The 23504-nt window shown below is 48.5% G+C and carries 21 protein-coding genes and 1 pseudogene; 9 read left to right on the top strand and 13 right to left on the bottom strand.

Features of this window, described 5'->3' with window-relative positions:
* Positions 1 to 33 precede the first annotated feature (33 nt).
* The 8 genes and pseudogenes from OHJ21_RS16915 to OHJ21_RS16880 form a co-directional block, all read left to right on the top strand.
* Complete coding sequence (locus OHJ21_RS16915) at positions 34 to 1344, top strand: ABC transporter substrate-binding protein (RefSeq protein ID WP_486020625.1); 1311 nt, start codon at positions 34 to 36, stop codon at positions 1342 to 1344.
* 203 nt (positions 1345 to 1547) lie between these two features.
* Complete coding sequence (locus tag OHJ21_RS16910) at positions 1548 to 2405, top strand: carbohydrate ABC transporter permease (protein ID WP_100538735.1); 858 nt, start codon at positions 1548 to 1550, stop codon at positions 2403 to 2405.
* The gene (locus OHJ21_RS16905; protein ID WP_100538734.1) at positions 2402 to 3223 is read left to right on the top strand and encodes a carbohydrate ABC transporter permease; all 822 of its coding nucleotides are present in this window, start codon (positions 2402 to 2404) and stop codon (positions 3221 to 3223) included. The genes OHJ21_RS16910 and OHJ21_RS16905 overlap by 4 nt, the downstream gene beginning before the upstream one ends.
* Before the next feature lie 23 nt (positions 3224 to 3246).
* Positions 3247 to 6360, top strand: coding sequence for a beta-galactosidase, LacZ type (gene lacZ / locus OHJ21_RS16900; protein ID WP_486020623.1), 3114 nt, complete (start codon positions 3247 to 3249; stop codon positions 6358 to 6360).
* Between the two features lie 207 nt (positions 6361 to 6567).
* Positions 6568 to 6951, top strand: coding sequence for a GntR family transcriptional regulator (locus OHJ21_RS16895; RefSeq protein WP_486021051.1), 384 nt, complete (start codon positions 6568 to 6570; stop codon positions 6949 to 6951).
* Positions 6948 to 7814: an ABC transporter ATP-binding protein gene (locus OHJ21_RS16890; RefSeq protein WP_394054308.1), complete on the top strand. Its 867-nt coding sequence runs from the start codon at positions 6948 to 6950 to the stop codon at positions 7812 to 7814. The genes OHJ21_RS16895 and OHJ21_RS16890 overlap by 4 nt, the downstream gene beginning before the upstream one ends.
* Positions 7807 to 8433 (top strand): ABC-2 transporter permease, encoded by a 627-nt coding sequence (locus OHJ21_RS16885; protein ID WP_486020622.1) that lies wholly within the window; start codon positions 7807 to 7809, stop codon positions 8431 to 8433. The genes OHJ21_RS16890 and OHJ21_RS16885 overlap by 8 nt, the downstream gene beginning before the upstream one ends.
* A 79-nt stretch (positions 8434 to 8512) precedes the next feature.
* Positions 8513 to 8644: pseudogene (locus OHJ21_RS16880) on the top strand (YfzA family protein); the annotation flags it as partial.
* A 134-nt stretch (positions 8645 to 8778) separates the two neighbouring features.
* Here OHJ21_RS16880 and OHJ21_RS16875 read toward each other — a convergent pair.
* The 4 genes from OHJ21_RS16875 to OHJ21_RS16860 are packed head-to-tail and all read right to left on the bottom strand — an operon-like array spanning position 8779 to position 12704.
* On the bottom strand, positions 8779 to 9594 hold the full coding sequence (locus OHJ21_RS16875) for an ABC transporter ATP-binding protein (RefSeq protein WP_486020620.1): 816 nt from the start codon (positions 9592 to 9594) through the stop codon (positions 8779 to 8781).
* Complete coding sequence (locus OHJ21_RS16870) at positions 9594 to 10625, bottom strand: FecCD family ABC transporter permease (RefSeq protein ID WP_486020618.1); 1032 nt, start codon at positions 10623 to 10625, stop codon at positions 9594 to 9596. The genes OHJ21_RS16875 and OHJ21_RS16870 overlap by 1 nt, the downstream gene beginning before the upstream one ends.
* Positions 10622 to 11662: a FecCD family ABC transporter permease gene (locus tag OHJ21_RS16865; protein ID WP_100538728.1), complete on the bottom strand. Its 1041-nt coding sequence runs from the start codon at positions 11660 to 11662 to the stop codon at positions 10622 to 10624. Before OHJ21_RS16865 ends, OHJ21_RS16870 begins: the two co-directional genes overlap by 4 nt.
* Positions 11655 to 12704: an iron-siderophore ABC transporter substrate-binding protein gene (locus tag OHJ21_RS16860; RefSeq protein ID WP_100539499.1), complete on the bottom strand. Its 1050-nt coding sequence runs from the start codon at positions 12702 to 12704 to the stop codon at positions 11655 to 11657. Before OHJ21_RS16860 ends, OHJ21_RS16865 begins: the two co-directional genes overlap by 8 nt.
* Before the next feature lie 265 nt (positions 12705 to 12969).
* Between OHJ21_RS16860 and OHJ21_RS16855 the strand changes: the two genes are divergently transcribed.
* Complete coding sequence (locus OHJ21_RS16855) at positions 12970 to 13401, top strand: DnaJ family domain-containing protein (protein WP_486020617.1); 432 nt, start codon at positions 12970 to 12972, stop codon at positions 13399 to 13401.
* A 165-nt stretch (positions 13402 to 13566) separates the two neighbouring features.
* Here OHJ21_RS16855 and OHJ21_RS16850 read toward each other — a convergent pair whose 3' ends face one another.
* The 9 genes from OHJ21_RS16850 to OHJ21_RS16810 form a co-directional block, all read right to left on the bottom strand.
* A complete protein-coding gene (locus OHJ21_RS16850; protein WP_486020615.1) occupies positions 13567 to 15087 on the bottom strand; it encodes an ABC transporter substrate-binding protein in 1521 nt (506 codons plus the stop codon).
* A gap of 32 nt (positions 15088 to 15119) precedes the next feature.
* Positions 15120 to 15881, bottom strand: a complete 762-nt coding sequence (locus OHJ21_RS16845; RefSeq protein ID WP_486020614.1) for a response regulator transcription factor — start codon at positions 15879 to 15881, stop codon at positions 15120 to 15122.
* Positions 15856 to 17619: a sensor histidine kinase gene (locus tag OHJ21_RS16840; protein WP_100538724.1), complete on the bottom strand. Its 1764-nt coding sequence runs from the start codon at positions 17617 to 17619 to the stop codon at positions 15856 to 15858. The genes OHJ21_RS16845 and OHJ21_RS16840 overlap by 26 nt, the downstream gene beginning before the upstream one ends.
* A gap of 140 nt (positions 17620 to 17759) precedes the next feature.
* Positions 17760 to 19256, bottom strand: coding sequence for an ABC transporter substrate-binding protein (locus OHJ21_RS16835; RefSeq protein ID WP_486020613.1), 1497 nt, complete (start codon positions 19254 to 19256; stop codon positions 17760 to 17762).
* Between the two features lie 89 nt (positions 19257 to 19345).
* Positions 19346 to 20275 (bottom strand): carbohydrate ABC transporter permease, encoded by a 930-nt coding sequence (locus tag OHJ21_RS16830; RefSeq protein ID WP_100538722.1) that lies wholly within the window; start codon positions 20273 to 20275, stop codon positions 19346 to 19348.
* Between the two features lie 12 nt (positions 20276 to 20287).
* The gene (locus OHJ21_RS16825; protein ID WP_100538721.1) at positions 20288 to 21244 is read right to left on the bottom strand and encodes an ABC transporter permease; all 957 of its coding nucleotides are present in this window, start codon (positions 21242 to 21244) and stop codon (positions 20288 to 20290) included.
* 190 nt (positions 21245 to 21434) lie between these two features.
* Positions 21435 to 21776: a YolD-like family protein gene (locus tag OHJ21_RS16820; protein ID WP_100538720.1), complete on the bottom strand. Its 342-nt coding sequence runs from the start codon at positions 21774 to 21776 to the stop codon at positions 21435 to 21437.
* The gene (locus OHJ21_RS16815; RefSeq protein ID WP_243390813.1) at positions 21773 to 23041 is read right to left on the bottom strand and encodes a DNA polymerase IV; all 1269 of its coding nucleotides are present in this window, start codon (positions 23039 to 23041) and stop codon (positions 21773 to 21775) included. The genes OHJ21_RS16820 and OHJ21_RS16815 overlap by 4 nt, the downstream gene beginning before the upstream one ends.
* Entirely contained in the window at positions 23038 to 23421 is a 384-nt protein-coding gene (locus tag OHJ21_RS16810; protein ID WP_127593361.1) for a YhjD family protein, read from the bottom strand. Before OHJ21_RS16810 ends, OHJ21_RS16815 begins: the two co-directional genes overlap by 4 nt.
* Positions 23422 to 23504: the final 83 nt, after the last annotated feature.

Below are 23504 nucleotides of genomic sequence, written 5' to 3'. Positions count from 1 at the left end.
TATTGTTTTCAGACTAAAAAGGGGGTTTACGCATTGAAAAAATTTATGAGTTTACTGCTGGCCAGTGTTGTTCTTTTGTCGGCATGTTCCTCGGGTGGTACGGAAGGCGGTTCTAGCAGCAACGGCAGCTCTAGCGGTGAAGGCAGTGCTGCTCCAAAAGAGATTACGGTTTGGGCTTGGGACCCGGCATTTAATATTGCCGCCATGAATGTTGCTAAAGAAGCTTATGCCCAAGTGAATCCGGACGTCACGATTAATGTTGTAGAGAATGCGCAGGCCGATATCGTTCAAAAGCTGAACACCGGGTTGAATTCCGGTTCCACCAAAGGCTTGCCTAACATCGTGCTCATTGAGGATTATCGTGCGCAGAGCTTCTTGCAAGCGTATCCGGACTCCTTCTACGAATTGACGGACATCGTGAAAGTGGATGACTTCGCGGATTACAAGATCGGCCCGACCAGCGTTGACGGTAAGCAGTACGGCGTTCCGTTTGACTCCGGCGTGACGGGAATGTACGTGCGAACGGATTATCTCGAGCAGGCAGGCTACAGTCTGGATGACCTGCAGGACATCGACTGGAAGCAGTACATCGAGATGGGCAAGGCCGTTAAAGAGAAAACCGGCAAAAGCATGATTACGCTCGATCCTAACGATCTGGGACTTATCCGCATGATGATCCAATCCGCGGGGGCATGGTACACGGCGGAAGATGGCCAAACGCCGACGATTGCAGGCAATGCTCCATTGAAGGAAGCCTTTGAATTGTACAAAGAAATGATGGATTCCGGCATCGTGAAGGTGAACTCGGACTGGAGCCAATTCGTTGGAGCGTTCAACAGCGGTGAAGTGGCTACCGTGCCGACCGGCAACTGGATCACTCCTTCGATCAAAGCCGAAGCTTCCCAATCCGGTAAATGGGCGGTAGCCCCGCTGCCTAAGCTTGCGGCAACAGAAGGCTCTGTCCATGCTTCCAACCTGGGCGGCAGCTCCTGGTATGTGATGAATGTAGACGGCAAAGAAGCAGCAGCGGAGTTCCTCGCGAAGACGTTTGCTTCCGACGCTGAGCTGTATCAGACATTGAATACACAAGTCGGGGTGATCGGCACCCTGAAAGCCGCCGCAAGCGGAGAAGCTTACGCGGCAGCGGATGAGTATTTCCAAGGGCAAAAAGTCGTATCGGACTTTGCGACTTGGACTGAACAAATTCCTAACGTGAACTACGGCATGAACACGTACGCCATCGAGGATATTATGGTCGTTGCCATGCAGGCGTATCTCGGCGGTAAAGATGTGGATACCGTTCTGAAAGATGCGCAGACGCAAGCCGATACGCAAATTCGTTAAACACACTCAGGCAGTACCATATTATATATGCCCTTGCTCCTTCTTCTCCTGTAAAGTGGACATCTGCTGAAGGAAGGGGAGCGAGGGCTTTATGTTCTCTATCCGTAAGAAATGTGATCAACAGAAGGGTGTGGAGTGGTGTGAATACAGAACAAGCCAGGCTAAGCCCGCAAATTCACAAGGGCCTTAACAGTCAAAGGCGGATGCGTTTGACAGGTTGGTTCTTTGTCCTTGTACCGGTTGTCATGATTAGTATTTTTTATTTTTATCCGATGGTTCAAGCGTTAATCCTATCCTTCAAATCAGGCAGAGGCAGCAATCTTCAGTTTGTCGGTATAGACAACTATATTCGCCTGTTCAGCGATACCACCTTCCTTACGGCCGTCAAGAACACATTTATTTACTTACTCGTTCAGGTCCCGGTCATGCTGGTGCTGGCGCTCTTTATCGCTGTGCTGCTCAATGACGATCGATTGAAGTTCAAAGGTTTTTTCAGAACGGCGATTTTCCTGCCTACGGTAACCTCGCTTGTCGCGTACTCCGTCGTTTTCAAGTACATGTTCGGAGCCGACGGCATCGTCAATAAATTTCTGGTGAATCTTCATCTCATCCAGGAGCCGATTCAATGGATTACCGACCCTTTCTGGGCCAAAGTGACGATTATCATCGCGATCACCTGGCGTTTTACGGGCTATAATATGATTTTCTATTTATCCTCACTGCAAAATATTGATAAATCCGTATATGAAGCTGCCCGCATCGATGGTGCGAATGCCTTCACGCAGTTTTTCAAAATTACGATTCCGCTGTTGAAGCCGATCATTTTGTTTACGACGATCACATCGACCATTGGAACGCTCCAGTTGTTTGACGAGGTGGTTAACATCACCAAGGGCGGTCCCGGAAACGCAACCATGTCGATATCGCAATATATTTACAACCTTTCCTTCGAATACACGCCTGACTTCGGATACGCGGCTACCGTTTCCTATTCGATTGTACTCATGGTGGTCATATTGACGATGATCCAGAACAAAGTTGGAGGTGATAAGAGATCATGAGAACCAAACGCGTGTTTACTTACCTGTTTTTAATTATCGCTGCTCTGGTCTCCATCTTCCCGTTTATCTGGATGGTTGTCAGCGCCACCAATCCGTCCGTGGACGTAACGAAAGGGACGCTGCTGCCGGGTTCGCACCTGGTCAAGAATATCAACAATCTGTTCAGCTCCGTGGACATGTGGCAGGCTCTCTGGAATTCCGCGAAAATCTCGGTGGTGACTACCGTGCTTTCCCTGCTGGTAGCATCAGCGGCGGGGTATGGATTTGAGATGTACCGCAGCCGCGGCAAAGATATTGTATTTAATATCCTGCTGGCCTCGATGATGATTCCGTTCGCGGCGATCATGGTGCCTTTATTTCAAATGTTTGCCAAAGTATCGGGGGTTGTGCCCTTTCTAGGCATTGATACGGCAGGGGCTGTCATCCTGCCGACATTCACGACGGCGTTCCTCATCTTCTTCTTCCGTCAAAGCACAAAAATGTTTCCGAAGGATATGATGGAAGCCGGTCGCATCGATGGGCTTTCGGAGATCGGCTTATTCTTCCGCATCTATATGCCGACGATGAAATCGACCTATGCCGCCGCAGCGATTATTACCTTCCTGAACAGCTGGAACAACTATTTGTGGCCGCTGATCGTGCTGCAATCGCCGGAGAATATGACCGTGCCGCTGCTGATATCGAATCTGGGATCAGGCTATGCTCCCGACTATGGTTTGATCATGTCCGCGATTGTCATTACGACGCTGCCGACGGCGCTGGTGTTCTTCATGATGCAGAAGCAATTTGTTGCCGGAATGACAGGTTCTGTTAAATAAAGTTGGAAAATGGAGGGAAACAGATGAAACAGCAGGTTGAACGAGGAGTCGCGCCAAGCCTTGCATGGTTGTCCGACCCCGGCATATTTGCGGTAAGCAGGATGCCCGCGCACTCCGATCATCGGTATTACGAAACGATACTTGAAGCCGAACAGCTTGGAGAGATGCCTTGGCGCCGGAGCCTGAATGGAAGCTGGAAGTTTAGTTATGCTCATAATGCCAAGGAACGTCAAGCGGATTTTTATAGAATGGACGTTTCCTGCAGAGGATGGGATGATATTGAGGTTCCCGGACATATCCAGCTTCAGGGGTATGGGCAGCCGCAGTATGTGAATACGATGTACCCCTGGGATGGTCAGGAGTTTCTTAGACCCCCGTTGATCTCAGAGGACCACAATCCGGTGGGCAGTTATGTGAAGTTTTTCAACGTTCCTCCAAGCTGGTCGCAGCGTCCGCTGTATATCTCTTTTCAGGGAGTTGAAACGGCTTTCTATGTATGGCTCAACGGGGAGTTTGTTGGTTACAGCGAAGACAGCTTTACGCCGAGCGAATTTGACCTCACGCCGTACTTAACCGAGGGTGAGAATAAGCTGGCTGTCGAGGTTTACCAACGCAGCACCGGAAGCTGGCTGGAGGATCAGGACTTTTGGCGCTTTTCCGGTATTTTTCGAGACGTGTATCTGTATACGGTACCGGACGTTCATGTGCAGGATCTGCATGTTCAAACCGATTTGGATGAAACGTATGAACTTGGAACGCTGAAGGCTGCCATGCAGCTCAGGGGCAAGTCCGCTTCGAAAGTAGTCCTTGAGCTCAAGGATCCAGCAGGAAATCCAGTGGTCCGGGGCGAGACCGGAGCTTCCGGGGGGACGGCGTCGATTGCGTTAGCTGCCGGGAAGGTCCAGCGGTGGAGCGCAGAAGAACCTAATTTATATACGCTGTACGTATCCGTCTATGACGCATCCGGAAACCTTGTGGAAGTTGTGCCGCAAAAGGTAGGCTTCCGCAAATTCGAGATGATCGACAAAGTGATGCACTTAAACGGCAAGCGCATTGTATTCAAAGGTGTCAACCGGCACGAATTTAATTCCCGCCGCGGACGCTGCATTACGAAAGAGGATATGCTGTGGGATATCAAGACATTGAAGCAGGCGAATATTAACGCCGTACGGACGTCGCATTATCCGAATCAGACGCTGTGGTATGAGCTGTGTGATGAGTACGGCGTGTATGTCATCGACGAGATGAATTTGGAGACACATGGATCATGGCAGAAAATGGGGGCCGTTGAGCCATCCTGGAACATACCGGGCAGCAGGCCGGAATGGCAGGATATCGTGTTGGACCGTGCGATTTCCATGATGGAGAGGGATAAGAACCACCCATCGATATTGATCTGGTCTTGCGGCAACGAATCTTATGCCGGAGAAGTCATTCGGAACGTTGCGAATGTTTTTCGGGAGAAGGACCCTACCCGGCTCGTGCATTACGAAGGGGTGTTCCATAACCGGGAATATGACGATGCGAGCGATATGGAGAGCCGCATGTATGCCAAACCGGCGGATATTGAACAGTATCTGTTAAACGATCCTTCCAAGCCCTACATCAGCTGCGAGTACATGCATGCCATGGGCAATTCCGTTGGCGGTTTGCATAAATACACGGAGCTGGAGCAGAAGTTTCCGATGTATCAAGGCGGCTTCATCTGGGATTTCATGGATCAGGTTATCATGAAACGTGATCGTTATGGCAAGCCTTTTATGGCTTATGGAGGGGATTTTAATGATCGTTCAACTGATTACAATTTCTCCGGCAACGGCATCGTATATGCGAATCGGACATGGTCCCCCAAAATGCAGGAAGTGAAATTCCTGTATCAGAACGTCAAGCTGATTCCGGATCGTTGTGGCGTCGCGATCCGAAACGAGAACCTGTTTGTGGGCTTGGATGCTTATGAAGTTAAATATTGCCTGAGTTTAGAGGGAAGGAAAATCTACAGCGGAGCGGTATGCACCCAGGTTGGTCCCGGTGAAGAGCGATATGTAAAGCTGGAATTGCCTGAGGCTGGGTATCCAACCGGTGAGTATACGCTGGACGTTTCACTCGTGCTCAAGAAGGAATCGTTATGGGCGGAAGCCGGCTACGAAATTGCTTTTGGACAGCATGTATTCTCAGTGGAGAACCCGTTGGCTGTTGACGCTCCTGACCATACGCAAGCGTCGGAGGCGGAACGCCTGAAATCAGATTCAGGAATTTCGCACGATACGGCTGCGAATGATTTCCGTGTAGTTGAAGGGGACGTAAATATCGGCGTTCATGGACGTGATTTCTCCGTTTTGTTCTCGAAGCAGGCAGGGACCCTCATATCCATCAAGTATGCGGGACGGGAGATGATCTCTTCGCCGCCGGTGCCGCTCTTCTGGAGAGCGATGACGGATAACGATAAAGGAGCGGGACTGCCTTTCGATTCCGCGCTGTGGTATGCTGCAAGCCTGACCCGAAGAACGTTAAGCTGCGAACTTATGGAGGACTCGGACCGCGCGACCGTGACCTACGTGTATAAACTGAGCGTGTCCGAGGAAATACGGGTGCGTGTATCGTACACGGTATTCACCGATGGCAGCATTCAGGTAAAGGCGGGGTACCAAGGAGAACCGGGCTTGCCGAAGCTGCCGATCTTTGCCCTTACGTTCAAAGTACCAGCGGACTACGACAACCTGGATTGGTATGCAAACGGACCGGAAGAGAATTATATCGACCGTGCGTTCGGAGCTAGATTGTGTCGCTTCCGCAATCGTGCGGCGGATAATGTATCAGCCTACTTGGTACCGCAGGAATCGGGCAATCGTACGGGGGTGCGTGAAGTATCCATAACTAGCGATCAAGGCCATGGCATTACGATTGAGGCACCATCGGCAGCACCGGTAGAAGCCAATATATCGCCGTATACCGCATTCGAGCTGGAGAATGCGACGCATCATTATGAGCTGCCGAACGTTCACCATACCGTTGTTACCATTGCCGGGCGGCAAATGGGGGTTGGGGGTGACGACAGCTGGGGGGCTCCGGTTCATGAAGAGTATCAAATCGATCCTTCGACGGACATGTTATTTGAATTTACGATTCGCAGAGCTTAATGTAAGCTTCGATAACCGTTGCCCTAATATTAGGGTTGGGGGAATAGAAAACGCCGAAATCCTTATTTAAGGGCTTCGGCTTTTTTATTTTAGCTACCGAAATGGACAAGAATCACTGCCCAGATGGATGAATTGACACAAGAGGGAATAGTGTATATATTATATATATACGGTATGCACTTAATTAACAGCAGTGGGGTGAACGGCATAAAAATCATATTATCCAACGCATCGAGCGATCCGATTTACATACAGATTATGAACCAGATTAGACAGAGCATCCTGAGCGGGGAATTGCGCGCAGGCGACAGCCTGCCTTCCATTAGGCAGCTTGCTAAGGATTTGCAGGTTAGTGTTATTACCACTAAGCGTGCCTATGAAGAATTGGAGAACGAAAAACTAATCGACTCGGTCGTAGGTAAGGGATGTTTCGTATCAGGGGCAAATAAAGATTTCATCAGGGAGCAGCGCATGAAGCGATTGGAAGAGAAAATGATGAATATCATTCGAGAAAGCAAGGAATTAAATATGAGTCAACAAGATGTAATCGATCATCTGACTTTACTGTTCGAGGAGGAGCAAACACCATGAATGCAATCGAATTACGTAATTTAACGAAAACATACCCTCTTTTCAAAGTCGATCATGTCTCTCTGGATGTGAAACAAGGCTACATTACCGGACTCATTGGTCCGAATGGTGTTGGTAAAAGCACCTTAATCAAGATGATGCTCGGCATGATCCGTCCCGATTCCGGCAGCGTAAAAATACTCGGCCTGGATATGCCTAATCATGAAGTCGACATTAAACAGCGCATCGGCATTGTCTCGGATGATTGCTTCTATTATGAGCATCTTACGATTCGTGATACGAAGCGAATGATCGCACCTTTTTACAGCCATTGGAATGAAAAGAAATTTAACCGCTGCCTCGAACAATTCGAATTGTCTCCTAAGAAGAAGGTTGAAGATTTATCCAAGGGAATGAAGATCAAACTCTCCCTTGCCATTGCTTTATCCCATGAGGCTGAACTCCTGGTCATGGATGAGCCGACTTCCGGACTCGATCCTGTGTTCAGAAGGGAAATGCTCGATCTGCTTGCGGATATGATGCAGGACGAAAAAAATACGATTATCTTCTCGACCCATATTACGACGGATTTGGACCGCATAGCTGACTACATTACTTTCGTCAATGACGGAAAACTCGTATTCAATGAAGCGAAAGATGATGTGCTTGAGAGATACGCGATCGTGAAGGGCGACTTGCAACTGATTGATTCGGATATTCGTAAGGAGTTTATCGGAATTCGTGAAACGGCGCTTGGTTTTGAGGGCTTAGTAGATAATAGACAAAAGGCCGCGAAGCTGTTTAGCAATAATGCTATTTTAGAAAAACCATCCTTAGAAGACATCATGTACTTCACGGCCAAGGGAGGACGAGTTCATGCTTAATTTGCTTCGCAAAGACCTCATCGCTTTAAAAAGCTCACTGTGGACGATTCTTCTTTATCTCGCTGTATTCAGTGTCGCTTTTATACCAAAAAGTAAAATGTCTATTTATTTTGTAGGAATCTATACCGCTTTCGGCTCCATTATTCTCGCTACGATGATCGATATCAAAAACCATAACCATAAATTTCTGGTCACGCTGCCGATTAGTCGCAAACATATTGTTCTAGCCAAATACATAACAGCCGTCATATATACCCTTTTTGGGGTCATTGCTTCTTACGGGATTCACCGGTTCATTAATCTTTCATTCCCGCAGCTTGAAAAGCCGGATTACACGGTATGGTCCATATTGGTTTCAGTAGGAATGCTGCTTGTTCTCATTTCTATCTATATGCCTCTTTTTTACGCGCTTAGTAAAAAAGGAGCCGGAATTATCAATGCCGTATTCATGATCTCCTTAATCATCCTGGCACAACCTGCAGCGGTGCTAATGAATATGGTGAGCGAGAAAGGCGTCATTAGCGACCAAACCTTACTTCTTATTCTAATGGGTATCGTAGCCGTATTCATCGCTTCCTATTTCTTAACGGTAAGCCTATTTACTAGAAAAGACTTATAAGAGTCCCGCGGATGAATATTAAAATTAGGTGATAAATGTAAAAAAGGAGAGCACATCCATTGAAAGAGACACAACATAAAGCTCGTTCTTTCCGGAATGGTTCACACCTTATAAAGCCCAAGAACACAACTTATTCTCTGCCATTTTTGCCGTTACATTACTCCCGGCAGCTTTAATAGGTGCAGTAAAGGACCTTGTTTCTAGAAAATGAATTCACGACACCAGGGAAGAAAAAGACGAAATACCAAAATGCACAAAAGGCCCGACTTTAAACGATGTCGGGCCTTTCATTGTTAAGGCATAAACGGAGGATTGAATTACCTGCTCCGTCGATGCATCAGAATGTTAAGGAGAACCTTCATGCTGAACATGATATCGTCCTTTGGGTATCACATGGGGAGAGCCTGACACGGGGTCTTGGATTACCGAGCAATCCAGCCCGAATATGTCTTGGATCATCGTGCTCGTAATGACTTGGGATGGCGTACCTTCAGCCACAAGCAACCCATTATGGAGCGCAAAGATATGGTCGGCATAACGGGCGGACAGGTTGATATCATGCAGAACCATGACAATCGTCGTTCCATATTTTCGGTTTAGGTCTGTGAGCAAGTCAAGAATTTCGATCTGATAAGTAATATCTAAAAAGGTTGTAGGTTCATCGAGCAGTAAAATATCGGTTTGCTGCGCCAGCGCCATAGCGATCCAGACGCGCTGTCTTTGACCGCCGGACAGCTCGTCGATGTGATGATTGGCAAGCTCCGTGATATTCATGATTTCCATCGCTTCGGAAACGGCCTCTTCATCCTTTTTTGTCCACCCGCTAAACCACGACTGGTGTGGAAACCTTCCGCGTCCCACCAAGTCCGCGACGGAGATCCCTTCAGGAACAATGGGAGACTGCGGCAGCAGACCCAATACACGAGCCAGCTCTTTGGGCGGTATATGGCCGATAGGCTTTCCGTCCAGCGTAACTTGACCAGATGTAGGTTTTATCAGCCTTGCCATGGTTTTCAGAAGCGTAGATTTTCCGCACCCGTTGGCTCCAATAATCACGCTGATCTTATGACTGGGGATGGCAAGACTAATGTCGTGAATGATGGTTTTATGATCGTATCCCGCTACCGTTTGCTCAGCTTTAAAAATATGCGTAGGTTTCATTATAAATTTCCCTTTCGATTCATTCGGATCAGCAAGAAAATCAAATAAGGCGCTCCGAGGATTCCGGTTATGATGCCCACAGGAAATCGGACCTCAAAAGCAAACTGTCCGACCAGGTCGGCAGCCAAAACCAGATTCACGCCAACAAGTCCCGCCGGGATTGCGTTCGAAAACCCGACGCCAACCAATCTCTTGGCGATCGGTCCCGAGAGGAAAGCGACAAAAGCGATGGGACCCGTGGTAGCGGTAGCGATTGCGATCATGCAGACGGAGCTTAAGATAAGGACCATTCGGGTCAGGTCCGTATTCACGCCGAGAGACGCGGCGGATTGTTCTCCCAGTTCCAGTACACTTAGATGTTTCCCCAGCATGACAACGATAGGCGTACCAATCAGAACCGATATCACCAGAGCCGGAAGCTCATGCATTTGGGAGCCATTAAGGCTGCCGCTAAGCCATCTGAACGCTGTCGGAATGTCTTGCTCCGCGCCAACCAAGAGAAGATACGATATGGCTGCGTTTAGCATGGCCTGCATGCCGATACCGACCAAAATTAATCGCCCGACGGAAAAAGGTTTTGCCCTAGACAACAGATAAATGAGGGTTACGGTAGCCAGACCTGCGACCACCGAAGCAATGGAAACAACAGCATTGCTTGTATGAAGAATGATAATGCAAAAAACGGCCGCCGCGCTCGAGCCGGAAGTAATCCCGATGACATTCGGGTTCGCAAGAGGGTTACGCAGCATCGTCTGGAAGGTGTTACCGGCCAGGCCAAAAGCAAATCCGGCAAAAAGGCCGGCCAGCATTCTCGGCAGGCGTATAGTATTCAAAGCAAAAGATACCCCTTTGATGTTCTCTCCCGAAAGTGCCCGGACGACATCCTGTACGGGATAAATGGTACTCCCGAGTAAAAGCATGGCACAGCAGAGCACGCAGGCAAGTAACGCAAGGAAGCTGGTAACAAGAATCCATCGACGGCGTCTTTGACGCCTGCCTGCCATAATGAACGCAACAGTTTTATTTTTCATAATGAACGCACTTTCGCTTTCATAGCTAATATGATTAGGATCGGTGCCCCGATAAAGGCTGTGACTACCCCGACTTCAAGTTCTCCGGGGCTGCCGACCAGCCTGCCGATAACATCGGATATCGTTAATATGACAGCTCCCGAAATGGCAGACATCGGTATAATATAACGCAAGTCGGAGCCAAGAAGAAGGCGTATGACATGCGTTGACAAAAGCCCGATAAAACCTATGGGCCCTGCCAGCGCCGTAGTCGCCCCGCATAAAAGAACTCCGGCAAAAGCCGCACCAAGCCGCAGTACTCCTGTACGAACGCCCAGTCCGGTCGCGACGTCGTCTCCAAGCGCCAACGCATTCAATGCCGAGGACGAAATGATGCCTAACAGCATGCCGACTCCGAGAAACGGTGCGAACGTAGCCATATCGCTCCAGTTCGCTGAACCCACGCTGCCCACTTGCCAGAATCTGAATTGATCCATGACATAGGAGCGTGGAATCATGATTGCGCTAACTAACGAAGAGAGGGCGGCGCTTGTGGCGGCTCCCGCCAACACAAGCTTAAGGGGCGTAGCACCGCCACGCCCCATGGAACCGATTCCGAATACAAACACTGCGGTAATGGTTGCTCCGGCTAAAGCTAGCCAAATATATTGATTTGCGGTGCTAATATTCAAGAACGCAATTCCGCAAACCACAAACAATGCTGCGCCGGTGTTGACGCCCAGGATGCTCGGGTCTGCAATCGGGTTGCGAGTGACGGCTTGCATAAGTGCCCCGGAAACGCCGAGTGCCGCACCGCAAAACAAACTGAAAATCGTTCGAGGAATCCTTTTGCGGACCACGTTTGCTCCGTAGGAATCGATGTCCGGATGAAATAATCCGTCCATCAATTCATGAAATCGGATCGGCCGGGAGCCTAAGGTGAAAGATGCGAGCACGCTTATACCGAGCAAAACCAAACATATCACCAGAACCCATGTGAAATTTCTCGGAATGCGGGAGTTTAGCACTTTGTTTTCTGAAACGGATGAACTATTCATTTACTTTGCTAATAGCTCCTGCGAGTAATTCCAGGTAGTCATCGATGGTGTAAGAGATGGAAAGGGGGTTCGGATTTCCGGAAGCCGCCAGTGGTGTACCGTTGCCAATAAATACGACGGAGCCTCTTTGAATAGCCGGAATCTTGCCAAGCAGAGAGTCTGCTTTAACGGCTTCATATAAACTCTCATCACCATATCCGACCAAAATGTCCGCATCGTTCAGGACATCAGCGTTCTCAGCGCTTAAATTCAGCGAGTAGTTGGTAGCATCGGTAATCTGACTCGTAACACTTTCAGGATATTCCATTCCAAGCTCCATCAGGAAAGAGCCGCGAGGGTCAGCAGGGGTATAGATATGCAATTTGGACATGTCTTTCGCCGAGAAATTGACCCAAACTACTTTCTTACCTTGCATCTCAGGATGCTCGCTTGCTTTTTCCTTGACCAGGTTCTCCGTATCCTTAATGAGCTGTTCGCCTTCCGCTTTCATGCCCATGCCGGTTGCATTTAACATCACTTGTTCCCGCCAAGTCGTGAGCCAAGGAGTCGTCGGGTACGCCACGACCGGAGCGATCTTGGTTAGAATATCGTAGTCTTCCTGCGTGATTCCGGAGTAGGCTGCCAGAATGACATCCGGGTCGGCATCGGAAATGGCCTCGAAATCAAGGCCGTCCGTATCCTGAAAAACATTAGGCTCACTCACGCCAAGTTCCTTAAGCTTTTCAGCGGTCCAAGGCAAAAGTCCGCTGTCGTCCTGAACGCCGTAATTCGCGGCAGAAAAGCCTACAGGAACAACGCCAAGAGCAAGAGCCACATCATGATTAGCCCATTGAATCGTAGCTACACGTTCAGGCTTGCTTTTAATGACGGTTTCGCCAAAAGCGTGCTTGATTACGATCGGATATTCAACATCTGTATCTTGGGAAGCAGGTGTTTCCGTCTTAGGCGTTTCTGTGCTTGACGAAGCCTTTTCCGTCGCAGCCGGTGCAGGTGTTGAGCTTGATGGCTGGCTCGAACAGCCGACCAGCAGAATCAGGATCATTGCCGAAATAAATAATGCCCTTAATGAAACTTCACGTTTTTTAATCACGTACAAACCCTTCCTTCTAATAAAATGGTACAAATTAGCACATGAAAATGATAATCATTATCATATATTGGTGTGGATGGCTTGTCAATGAAAAATTCTCGATCATACTTTGCGATTCAGAAGGAGGAACAGCCTTTCTTTTATCGAAAGAAATGACTACGAGCTGCATATTAATCAAAGAATTTATTTCCCTGATATGTAAGACGGAGGTGACCGAATGGAACGGAATGATGATCCAAAAAATTCAGCTCTTGCTCCTGAAGAAAATCAAAGTGAAGAAAAGGAACGACGCCCCATGTCGACCAGCAGCGGACTGCTGGAATCGGCCATCGACAAATTTGCCAGAGAAGGCGGCTTTGACGATTTGCCGTTGAAGGGAAAGCCGATTAAGATCGAAGACGGAGATGTTCTAACCGGGATCATGAAGAACGCGAATTACCAGCCAGCATGGGTTGAGCTGAGAAAAGAAATCGCCGCCGACATCAAGCGGCTCTTGGACCGCCAAGAGTCGAATGCGATTCCAGAGACAGCGTTCGAGGCCATTAATCAAAAGATTATAAAGTACAATCGAATGGTTCCGAATCCACAGCTGCAAAAGGGACTCCTGTCCGAAGTGAATTTGCACGCAGCCTATGATAAATGGGAATAGCTCATGAACTCAAATGTGCTTCTCCCCGTTACCGTTCAGGGGACCAGGTGAAGAAAACGGCGAAAAGGACCTTGAAGCTATCGCTTCAGGGTCCTTTTTTGAATATGATCCATGTCTCGATGTGGGGGTCAGGTCGACCCGATCGGAGAGCCGAGCTGCCAGCACTCACCTCATTTCATTCCGCCAAGCATCCAGCTGCTTCTGCACTTCCTGCCGTACGTCGTCCATGCCTGCTTGCTTCAGCTCCTCGTTAAATTTGGGAAGGATCGTATCCACATCGACGGAGCCTGTCATGAGGCTCGGATAATATTTATGCCAGACCATCTCGATGTTATCGGTTTGAACGGTCAGCTTGGATAGATCGGGCGTAAAGCCGAGCACGGTGGACTTGACGACGCCAGCGTTGTATTTGCGGAATTGATCCCATTTGTCGAGGGGGTCCGGGTTATCGCCGCCCATGGTTTTCAGGATAAACCAATTCCCCTGCGTGTATTGCACTCCTGCATAGCGGCTTGCAGGGGCATCCGGAATCGGGTCGCCATGGCTGTCCTTGTCCGTAGTTAGAACGACTTGCCCTTGTTCATCTAGTGTATAGTGCACGCCTTCAATCCCATAATTAAACAAGTTTCGTATTTCCGGGTCGGTATTGAGCAAATTCAGGAATTTAATGCATTCCACCGGATGCTTGGTATTGGCATTCACCGTCATGATGCCTCCCCGGACGGATTCCGTCGTGACGGTGCTTGGGGTTACGGGATTCGCTACAATCTTGTAGCCGCGATCCTTGCTCCAAGTTGTCTCCGAGAGCGGACCGCCGCCTGAAGACTTCCAGAACACTTTGGCCCCTCGTTTAAGTCCTCCCGGCTCTCGCAAGGCGGCATCCTCATTAATGAAGCCCTCCTTGTAATAACGCCGTAACGTCTCCAGCACCTGCCGCGCTTCCGTGGTTTCGAAGATATTCACGACCTGAGCATTCGGGTCCAGTGATTTGATCATCAAGGGCAATTTATGGTTCATAATATATTCGTATCCATATAGAGCGAAGAAATTGTGGGAATCCCGATCCAATTCCATGGGGATGTAGGCCGGCTCTTCCTGATGAATCATCCGAAGCAGCGGTTCAAGCGATTCCAGCGTATTGTACTTGGTAATGTCGATATTATATTTACTCACGATGGAAGCGGGGTACATCCACTGATCCAGCACGGCTAACTCTTTATTGGTCGGCACACCGTAAATGCTGCCATCATTCATACGTACCCCTTGCCAAAAGATAGGGTCAATGGCGTCGTACATTTCCTTGCCCAGGCCGGCAAGGTAGTCATCCAGCTTCAACCAGGCGCCGCGCATCGCGGTGGTTGCATAATCGGGTGCAAAAGCAATATCAAACGGACTTCCGGCGGATATCAGCGTGTTCAGCCGATCTTCATACTCCTGCCAGCTTACCTTGACATAGGTGATGGTCACGCCGATTTTACGAGCCATGATTTCATTGATTTTATCATTGACGAGCTGCAGATCCTTGTCAGGCTCACCGATCGTGTAATAGATCAGGTTTACCGTGTCCCCATCATATGTTTCGTCGTTAGATCCAGGCTGCTGGAAGCAGCCGGTTGTATATGATGTGAGCAGCAATAGGAGACTGATGATCATGAAGACGCGTCGGGGTCTTGGGTGCCTTAACATCGATTATCCTCCTTTTTTCGCCGCGTTTGTTGTTAACCTTTTCCCCGCAGTTCAGAAGGAGATTTTCGGAAAAAGCTGTGAAAGTGCGTATAGAAATAGTTGAGATTGTTGTAGCCGACGGAAAATGCGATGTAGGAAATCTTCTCATCTGTCGATTGAATTCGTTCTTGTGCAAGAAGCATGCGGTAAGCCATAAGGTATTCGGAAAACTTCATGGCGGTTTCTTTAAGAAACAATTGTCCAAGGTAGGTGCTGTTCATCTGGAAACGCTCCGCCACGGATTTCAAGGTGATATTCTGAGCATACTCTGTCCTGATCATCAGCAGGATGCGGTTGACCAGCTTGGATAAGCTGTCATAGCTTACACCTAATACCGGATCCTTGTTCAGGCTTTCGCCGTTCCTGCTACCGATTGAACCGCCCAGATCTTCGACGATGATCTTCTCAATCACTTGCTGCAGCTTGGTGCGTTCGACAGGCTTGAGCAGATAGTCTTTGACGCCACAGCGAATGGCTTCCTGGGCATATGTAAATTCACTATAGCCGCTCATAATGATATATTTCGTAGGGATTTGAAATTCGTTCAGCCTGCGGATCGCTTCATATCCAAGCTCCTTGCCAATGCAAACATCGAATATGGCGACATCCGGCAGCAGGTCGACCCCTTTGGACATGGCTTCCTCCGTGGATTCGCAGGTTTCGATCCGACCAAATCCGTATTGTTTCCAATCCAGGATTCGCTTCATTCCCTCCAAAATCTGAGGTTCGTCATCCACAATCATCAGTTTGTACATGTTCAATCACCTCTTTTGAAATCCGCACGGAAATGTTGACTCCAGCTTCCTCATTATTCGCAATCTCGATCGAAAAGCCGTCACCATAGAAAAAGTGAAGGCGCGTATATACGTTGCGCAGCCCGATACTATGGGAAGAAGGCTCATCATGGTTAGACAGTGTGCTTCGAACGGTATGTAAACGATCCGGAGGAATCCCGCGTCCGTTGTCCACGAACTCCAGAACATAACCGTCTTCAGCTTCAAAGCCATTAACGACATACAAATTAAACTCATGATTCGCGTTAAAGCCATGGATGAAAAAATTCTCAGCCAAAGGCTGCATCCAGAATTTCACGGTAGGGATGAAGAGCAGCGCCGGCTCTACATTGACTTGATAATAAAAGCGCTCGGGATACTTAAACTCCATAATCTCCAAGTACTTCTGCAGCAATTCCAGCTCGCTTGCAATCGAAATGATATTTTCCTTTTTGACGATGTCGCGATAGAGCGTCCCCAGCGTTGCAATGGCGTCGGCGGTGTCCCTGTCCTGATTGACAAGAGCCGTGGAGCGGATAACCTCTAACGTGTTGTATAAAAAATGAGGGTTGATTTGGTGTTGAAGCGCTTTCATTTCAGTTTCCTGCTGTTTGATCTTTAACAGATATTCATTACGGATATGCTTATCCAGCTGCTGAATCATATCGTCCAATTCCCGGGCGATCATGCCGTATTCATTCCGACGGTAACGGGCAGGGCGGTTAGGCGTAAAATTGGCCATCTTCACGCGTCCAATCGATTGAATGATACGGCGCAGGAAGAGGGCATCATCCCGCATATTGTATGCAATGAGCAGAAGCACACTAATCATGGCCGCCAATATGATCAGAAAGATGGTGATCAGCATCCCGGCATGCTGACGAATGAGCATGGATAAATCGATGATGCTGACGAATTTGAAGTTAAACTTGGCGGATGGGAAGGAGACAAAAAAGATATGTTTCAAAACACCTTTAGAAATAATACCGTGACTGCGTCCACTCGCCGCGGCTAGTCGGGATAATTCCTCCAGATCCCGGTCCTGTTCGTTACCGATCAAATATATTTCACCGGAAGGGCTGACGGCAGCTGCATTCCCCAATCGAAAGCTTTGAACGGATTTAAAGACTTGCTCACTGCTGACCAAGAAGCGCAGCTCTCCGAATTCCTGGGAACCTGACGTTGGATCCGACAGTTTCTTGCGATATACGAATCCCTTCATCAGGGTGTCGCGAAAAGCTTCATCCGTATTCGGAAGCCCGAAGGTAAAGCTTGCAATTCCGTTATCATTAAAACGGACGACATTGCCATACTTGTCGGTATGTGTGCTTATCTGCGTAATTTCACCTTGCGCCCAGCTGTACAGATAGGTCTTAACATCCTCCGGAAAAGAAACCAGCGGTTGTGAGAATTGGCTGTTCTGCAGCCTGCTGGTTAAGTATCCCTCAGCACTGCTGCTTAAAAAGCTGCGAGCATCATCCATCAGACCGGGATTGGAATAGATTCGCTGCATGTAAGCCTCGATGCGGTCGGCATCATACTGCAGCTCATTCTCTACACGCGAGAAGGCATTAGCCGCCTCGATACGGGCATTGCCAACCCATTGATTCAGCAGCATGGCACAGGTCAGCGTACCCAGCGTGAGTCCGATGGCCACGACGAAGATGACATAGGCAATAAACTTGTGACGATATATTTTGATTTGTAAAAAAGAGCCCATACGACACCTCGATTGCAGCAGGTCGTTGAAACAAGTGTTGCTAATCTCAATTTAACACGATTAATGCCTGGCTTCATAGATCGTAAGGGAAAAAGCACCCCTTAAGAGAGACTCATTAAGGGATGCGCTTGATTGTAATCTTACTTGAAGTAAGTGTTGATTTGCTCTTGGGCAGCCTGCATAATCGTGTCCATGCCGGCTGACTTTAATTCAGCCGTAATCTTCGGCACCATTTTCTCCGGATCGGATGCGCCTGTGATCAGTTCATATTTGTATTTATCCCATACGGCCTGGCAGTTCGCCACTTCGGTCTGAAGATCGGTGATGTCCAGCGCAAAGCCGAGGACGGTGGAGGAGGTCGCTGCATCGTTCAGCTTTTTAACCTGTTCCCATTGATCTTCAGGAGCGCCTTTGGTCACCGCCAAATTGAAGAATGTGCCTTGGGTGTAGGCTGCCAGCGGCCAAGTATCGGATGTACGCTCAATCACCTTTTCGCCATCCACATTGTTGTAATCGACGCCCAACTCGCCGAATGCCAGCATATTGCGAAGTTTAGGATCCGTATTCACCAATTCGAGGTATTTCAAGGCTTCCTTCTTATATTTGGAATTCGCGGAAATTGCATTCAGCGAGCCTTGAATCGTACTGGTGGTATAGATCGGCCCGTAATGCTGAACCATATCGTACTTCTCGATGGCGTCATTGATCTGCCAGCTGATCTCGGCTCCCGGGAATGCTTGGGCTGCAAAGAATGGTCTGCCTTTGTCGTTCTCCGTTTTTGTCGGAGCATCCGGATTGATGATGCCATCCTGGTACCATTGATGCAGCAGCTTCAGATTTGCCATAACATCAGGCTGCTCGAGTACAGAGACCACCGTGCGTGATGCATCGTCCGCTTTTACGCCGATGGGAGGGAAGCCCAGGGTTAAATCGTCATAGTCGTTAAAGAAGCCGTTCAAGCCTTCGCCTTGCGTCATCGGCAGCGGATAGAAGCTTTTGCCTTCGCCAGCCTTCATGTCATGGAGCGGCTTATCCAGATCCTGCAGCGTTTTGATATTGTTGATATCAATATTGTACTTTTGCACATACTTATCATCGAATACCCAGTACTGCGTCAGCGCGGAATCCTTGTAAGTCGGAACGGAATAATATTTGCCGCCGATTTTTGTACCTTCCCATACCTTCTCGGGAATCAGTTTATACAAGTCGGGCGTTTCGCTCTGAACCAGATCCGTAATATCGGCAAACGCGCCCATAGTGACTTGCTTACTGTATTTACCGCTGTTCGTGAACATGATGTCAAATGGTTCGCCGGTATTCACGATGGTGTTCATTTTGGTGTCCCATTCGCCCCAGCTTGCTACCTTGATGTCGACCTTCACGCCAATTTTCTCGGCTGTGTAGGCATTCATGGCATCAACCGCTTTGTTGAAATTGTTCGGCACCTGGCCGCCGATGGTCCACCAGGTCAACGTCGGGATATCTTTGCTTGTTTCGGTGTTCTCCTTCGGTGTGTCCGTTGTCTCCGCAGATCCATCCGTCGCTGCTGGAGACTTTGAGCCGCCGCAGGCTGCTAAAGCGGTCAACATGAGTGCCATTACGCACAGAGTAGAGATGAACTTAAAAGCTCTCTTCATTTCCAATTCCCCCTTATTGAAGTTAAATCGCTTAAGTGTTGTACAGCGTGATTTATCATAAACCAAGTTTTGCTTGGCTTATTTCCCATTTAGCCCTTCACAGCGCCGACCGTTAGCCCGGAAATAAAATATTTCTGGAAGAAAGGGTAAGCGAATGCTACGGGCAGCACGATGAGAATGGCGACCGCCATGCGGGCGGATTCCTTCGGCATCGTCGCAACGAGCATGGCGTAGCTTACGCCCATGCTGGCGGCATTCTTGGCCAGTGCATCGACATTGCTCATTAAGCTGTTGAGCAGCGCTTGCAGAGAATACAGGTTCTGGTTGTCGATATACAGCATCGATTGGAACCAGTCATTCCAGTAAGCAAAGCAGAGAAACAGTCCGATGGTGGCGATGACCGGCAATGAGATCGGCAGAATGATGGAGAAGAAGATTCGCAGCTGGCTCGCGCCATCGATTTCAGCAGATTCGATCAGCCCATCGGGAATCGTGCTCTTGAAGAAGGTTTTACATATGATCACGTTGAACGATGAAACCGCGAGCGGTAGTATAAGTGCCCAGACGCTATCTTTTAGCCCTAGCAAATTCGTATTAATGAAGTAGCTGGATACCAAGCCTCCGTTGAATACCATGGGGATGAATACCACCCAGGTCAGAAAGCCCCTGAGCTTGTAGTTTGGGCGAGAGAGCACGTAACCCATGGAGGCCGTCAGCAACACGCCGAGCACGGTACCGACCACGGTAACGAGGGCGGATACCCCAAGCGCTCGCAGAATCATCGTTCCCTGCTTGACGATATAGACGTAAGCCTCCGCCGACAAAGCAACCGGGAGCAGGTGATATCCGGTCTCACGGATGGACTCCTCACTGGAAAAGGAAATGGATAGAACAACAACTACGGGTATGACGCAGAGCAGCGCCAAGATGATAAATATCAGGTTGAAGAACAGGTTGACGGCTTTGTTTGTACGGTTGAACTTTTCAAGGCCCGTCTCGTAAGTGGTTTTTGGTGTCATTGTCTTGCCTCCTTACATCATCGCGCTATCCGGATCGATTCTGCGAACAATCCAGTTAGCGATCAGAATCGTTGCGCATCCCAGAACAGACTGTACGAATGCGGCTGCGGATGCCATCCCTACGGTGGCGGTTTTCAGTTGTTTATACACCATGACATCGATGGTGGTCGCCACGTTGAACAGCGAATTGGAATCTCGCGTGACCTGAAAGAACAAGCCGAAATCCGTGTAAAATATGCGTCCGACGGCCAGTATGAACATCATGACGATCACTAGCTTGAGCATGGGTAATGTAATAAATCTTGTCTGCTGCCAAATCGAAGCGCCATCAATAACAGCTGCTTCATAATAGGTGCTGTCAATGCTCGTGATGGTTGCCAAATAAATGACCATACCATAGCCCAGGCCCTTCCAGACATTTAAGAGAATCAAAAACAATGGCCAGTATTTCGGTTCCATATACCAGTTAATAGGATCGCTGCCCATACTGACGAGCATTTGATTGACAATCCCTTTATCGAAGCTTAAGAATGCCCAGCCTACCGCAGATACGACTACCCAGGAGAGGAAATAGGGGAGGAACATCATCGTCTGATAGACTTTGCTTGCTTTGCGGCTATGGAGGAGTCCGATCATAATCGCGAATAGAACGGGCAGAACAATCCCTAGCACGATAAACACCATGTTGTATCCAATCGTGTTTCGAATAATGATCCAAGCGTCATTCGATTTGAACAAGAATTCGAAGTTTTTGAAGCCGACCCATGGACTGTTAAACACATTGCTCAAAAAGCCGCCGCTGATCCTAAAATTTTTGAAGGCGATAATGATTCCGAACATCGGTAAGAAACTAAACAGGATGTACCAAATCGTGGTCGGCAACGCCAAGAGGGTTAGTTCCGTATCCTGCTTGTGCCAGCGTATTCGTAAGCGCTTTCGTTTTTCTTTTGATTCGGCTTTAGAGCTCATGTTTGTCACTCCTTACGGTGTTATCTCGCTTGTCGTGCATTTGTTAGTTTCATTGTATAAGAGGAAGATTCGATGCTTCCAGATAACAAACTTGATACTATAGTCAACAAACGTTAGATTCGAAAGATTTATTGATTGTATAGGCAACAGAAAAATACCTCTGATCGGGATCAGAGGTATTCATTATCCACTATGATACTGCTGAAATGATCTCATCAATTTTAATCCAACGCGATTCCTCTTCGGCCATGGACAGTTTGATCTCCCGTCTAAACGTGTGGATCAGCACGACAATCCCAGTTAATTCCGTGTCCTCATATTCATCGAATAGTCTCACGGTAATCATACGGTGTTCATGAAATGACTCGGCGAGCGCACTCTCGATTAATTCCATTTCTTGCGGATCGAGCGTTGGCCGATCTTTCCGCCCCTCTTCCAGTTGCCTACGAATGATGGTTTCTTTGTGCTCCGGCAGCATCATCCGGCTTGATTCCCACAGCCCATTACCCTCAAGCTTTTTTCGTGTTGTCATTTATAGTGTCCTCCTATCTTGGCTGATCGGTCCAGCGCTTGGCCTGCGTCTGTTTTGGATACCGCTCGAATCACAATCGAATTCCCATATTTATTTTTTAGGGCATCGGTCACCCGTTCAAGTGCCATCGACCGCTCCCGTCCTGTATCAAACAATGATATTTGGTATTCCGTATCCGGGGAAAACTGTGACAAGCTAATACCGACCCTCCGAATCGGCAGGCCGTCCCAATACGTTTCAAGCAGCCGGCATGCCCAGCGGTAAACCTGATTCGTAATATTCGATGGATCCTCCATTTTCATCTGCCGGCTAAATCCCGTGGGGCGGTCAAAGTCGGCTCCCATACAACCGACCGACACCACATGCCCCATAAAACCAAGGCCGCGGCATCGCTGGCAAACCAGCTCTGTCAGCTCAAGCAGCACGACCTTGATTTCTTCCAGCTTGGTATAATCCCGAGGGAGGGTCATCATGTGTCCAACCGATTTAGGGTCAACCTGGTGCGTACCTGGCCTTACCGGGCTATCATCGATTCCGTTGGCAATTCGCCAGTACATCTCGGCTGAAATATCGGAATTTTTACCGAATTTACGGCGCATCATCTGCTTCAATTTAGCAAGAGGAGTCTGAGCCACGCTGCCGATCGTGGGCAGCCCCATGACGTTAAAGTGGCGGGTCATCTTGCTGCCGGCCATAAACATACAGCTAACGGGCAGTTTCCAAAGGGTATCCGCAAGCGAGTCCTTGGACAAAGTGTAGATGCCGGACGGATTTTTCTTGGCGTAGTTATCACAGGCCGTTTTAGCAAGGATTTTGGTTTCACCGATGCCGAAGCGGGCGTAAACACCCGTAGCATCCAGGATATGACGCTGAATGGTTTGGGCTAACTCATCGGGTGTGCCGAACAGATGCAGCGAACCGGTAACGTCTAGAAACTGCTCGTCGATACTGTAAGGCTCAACTAAATCGGTATAACTCTTGTATATCTCCGTGATTTGCATCGAAACGTCAATATACTTCTGCATCCTGGGTTTGATGACGACAAGATCCGGACACTTTGACAGCGCCTCCCCTAATCGCTCTGCCGTCGTTATTCCTTTTTCTTTAGCAAGCGGACAAGCAGCCAGCACAATGCCTGAACGTCTTTCCGGATCCCCTGCAACGACCAAAGGGCGATCTTTATACTCTGGGTGGTCTGCTTTCTCAACAGATGCATAAAAGGACTGGCAATCCCCTAACATGATCACTCGGTTAGATGATTTCACAACGGACTCCCCTTATCTGCGATTTTTAGCCCCAGGTAGGTGTACGATCGCTGCTCGATCTCTGCCTCAATCAGCCCCCACAGTATGGACAGCTTGTGATGATACCCTCTACAGATGAATTCAACCTCAATCCCAAGCTTTGTTTTTCGATCCTCGTAAACCTTAATGGCATATTCACGCATTTTTCTACGAGCTTGAGCTAAATCGGACAATGCGGCTGCCTGCAAATGGTCGATGATCGCATTCGTTAGCTCTAGGGTCTTTAAATCGGCTCTACATAGGATCGAACGGTCATGCTCTAACACATCAAGTAAAAGGGGTAATAAAATATAATCCTTCACCAGTTGGGTTTCATCTGGTTTCAACCCAATACTCAACATCATTAACCACCTCATTGACGGGAACGTTTGTTTGTATTATATGCGAACATTCGTTCTTTTATCAATGTAAATTATACCCTTAT

The organism is Virgibacillus sp. LDC1, assembly GCF_025792345.1.
In the GTDB taxonomy this organism is placed as follows: Bacteria; Bacillota; Bacilli; order Paenibacillales; family Paenibacillaceae; genus Paenibacillus_AQ; species Paenibacillus_AQ lautus.
This window is presented reverse-complemented; position numbering and strand designations above follow the sequence as displayed.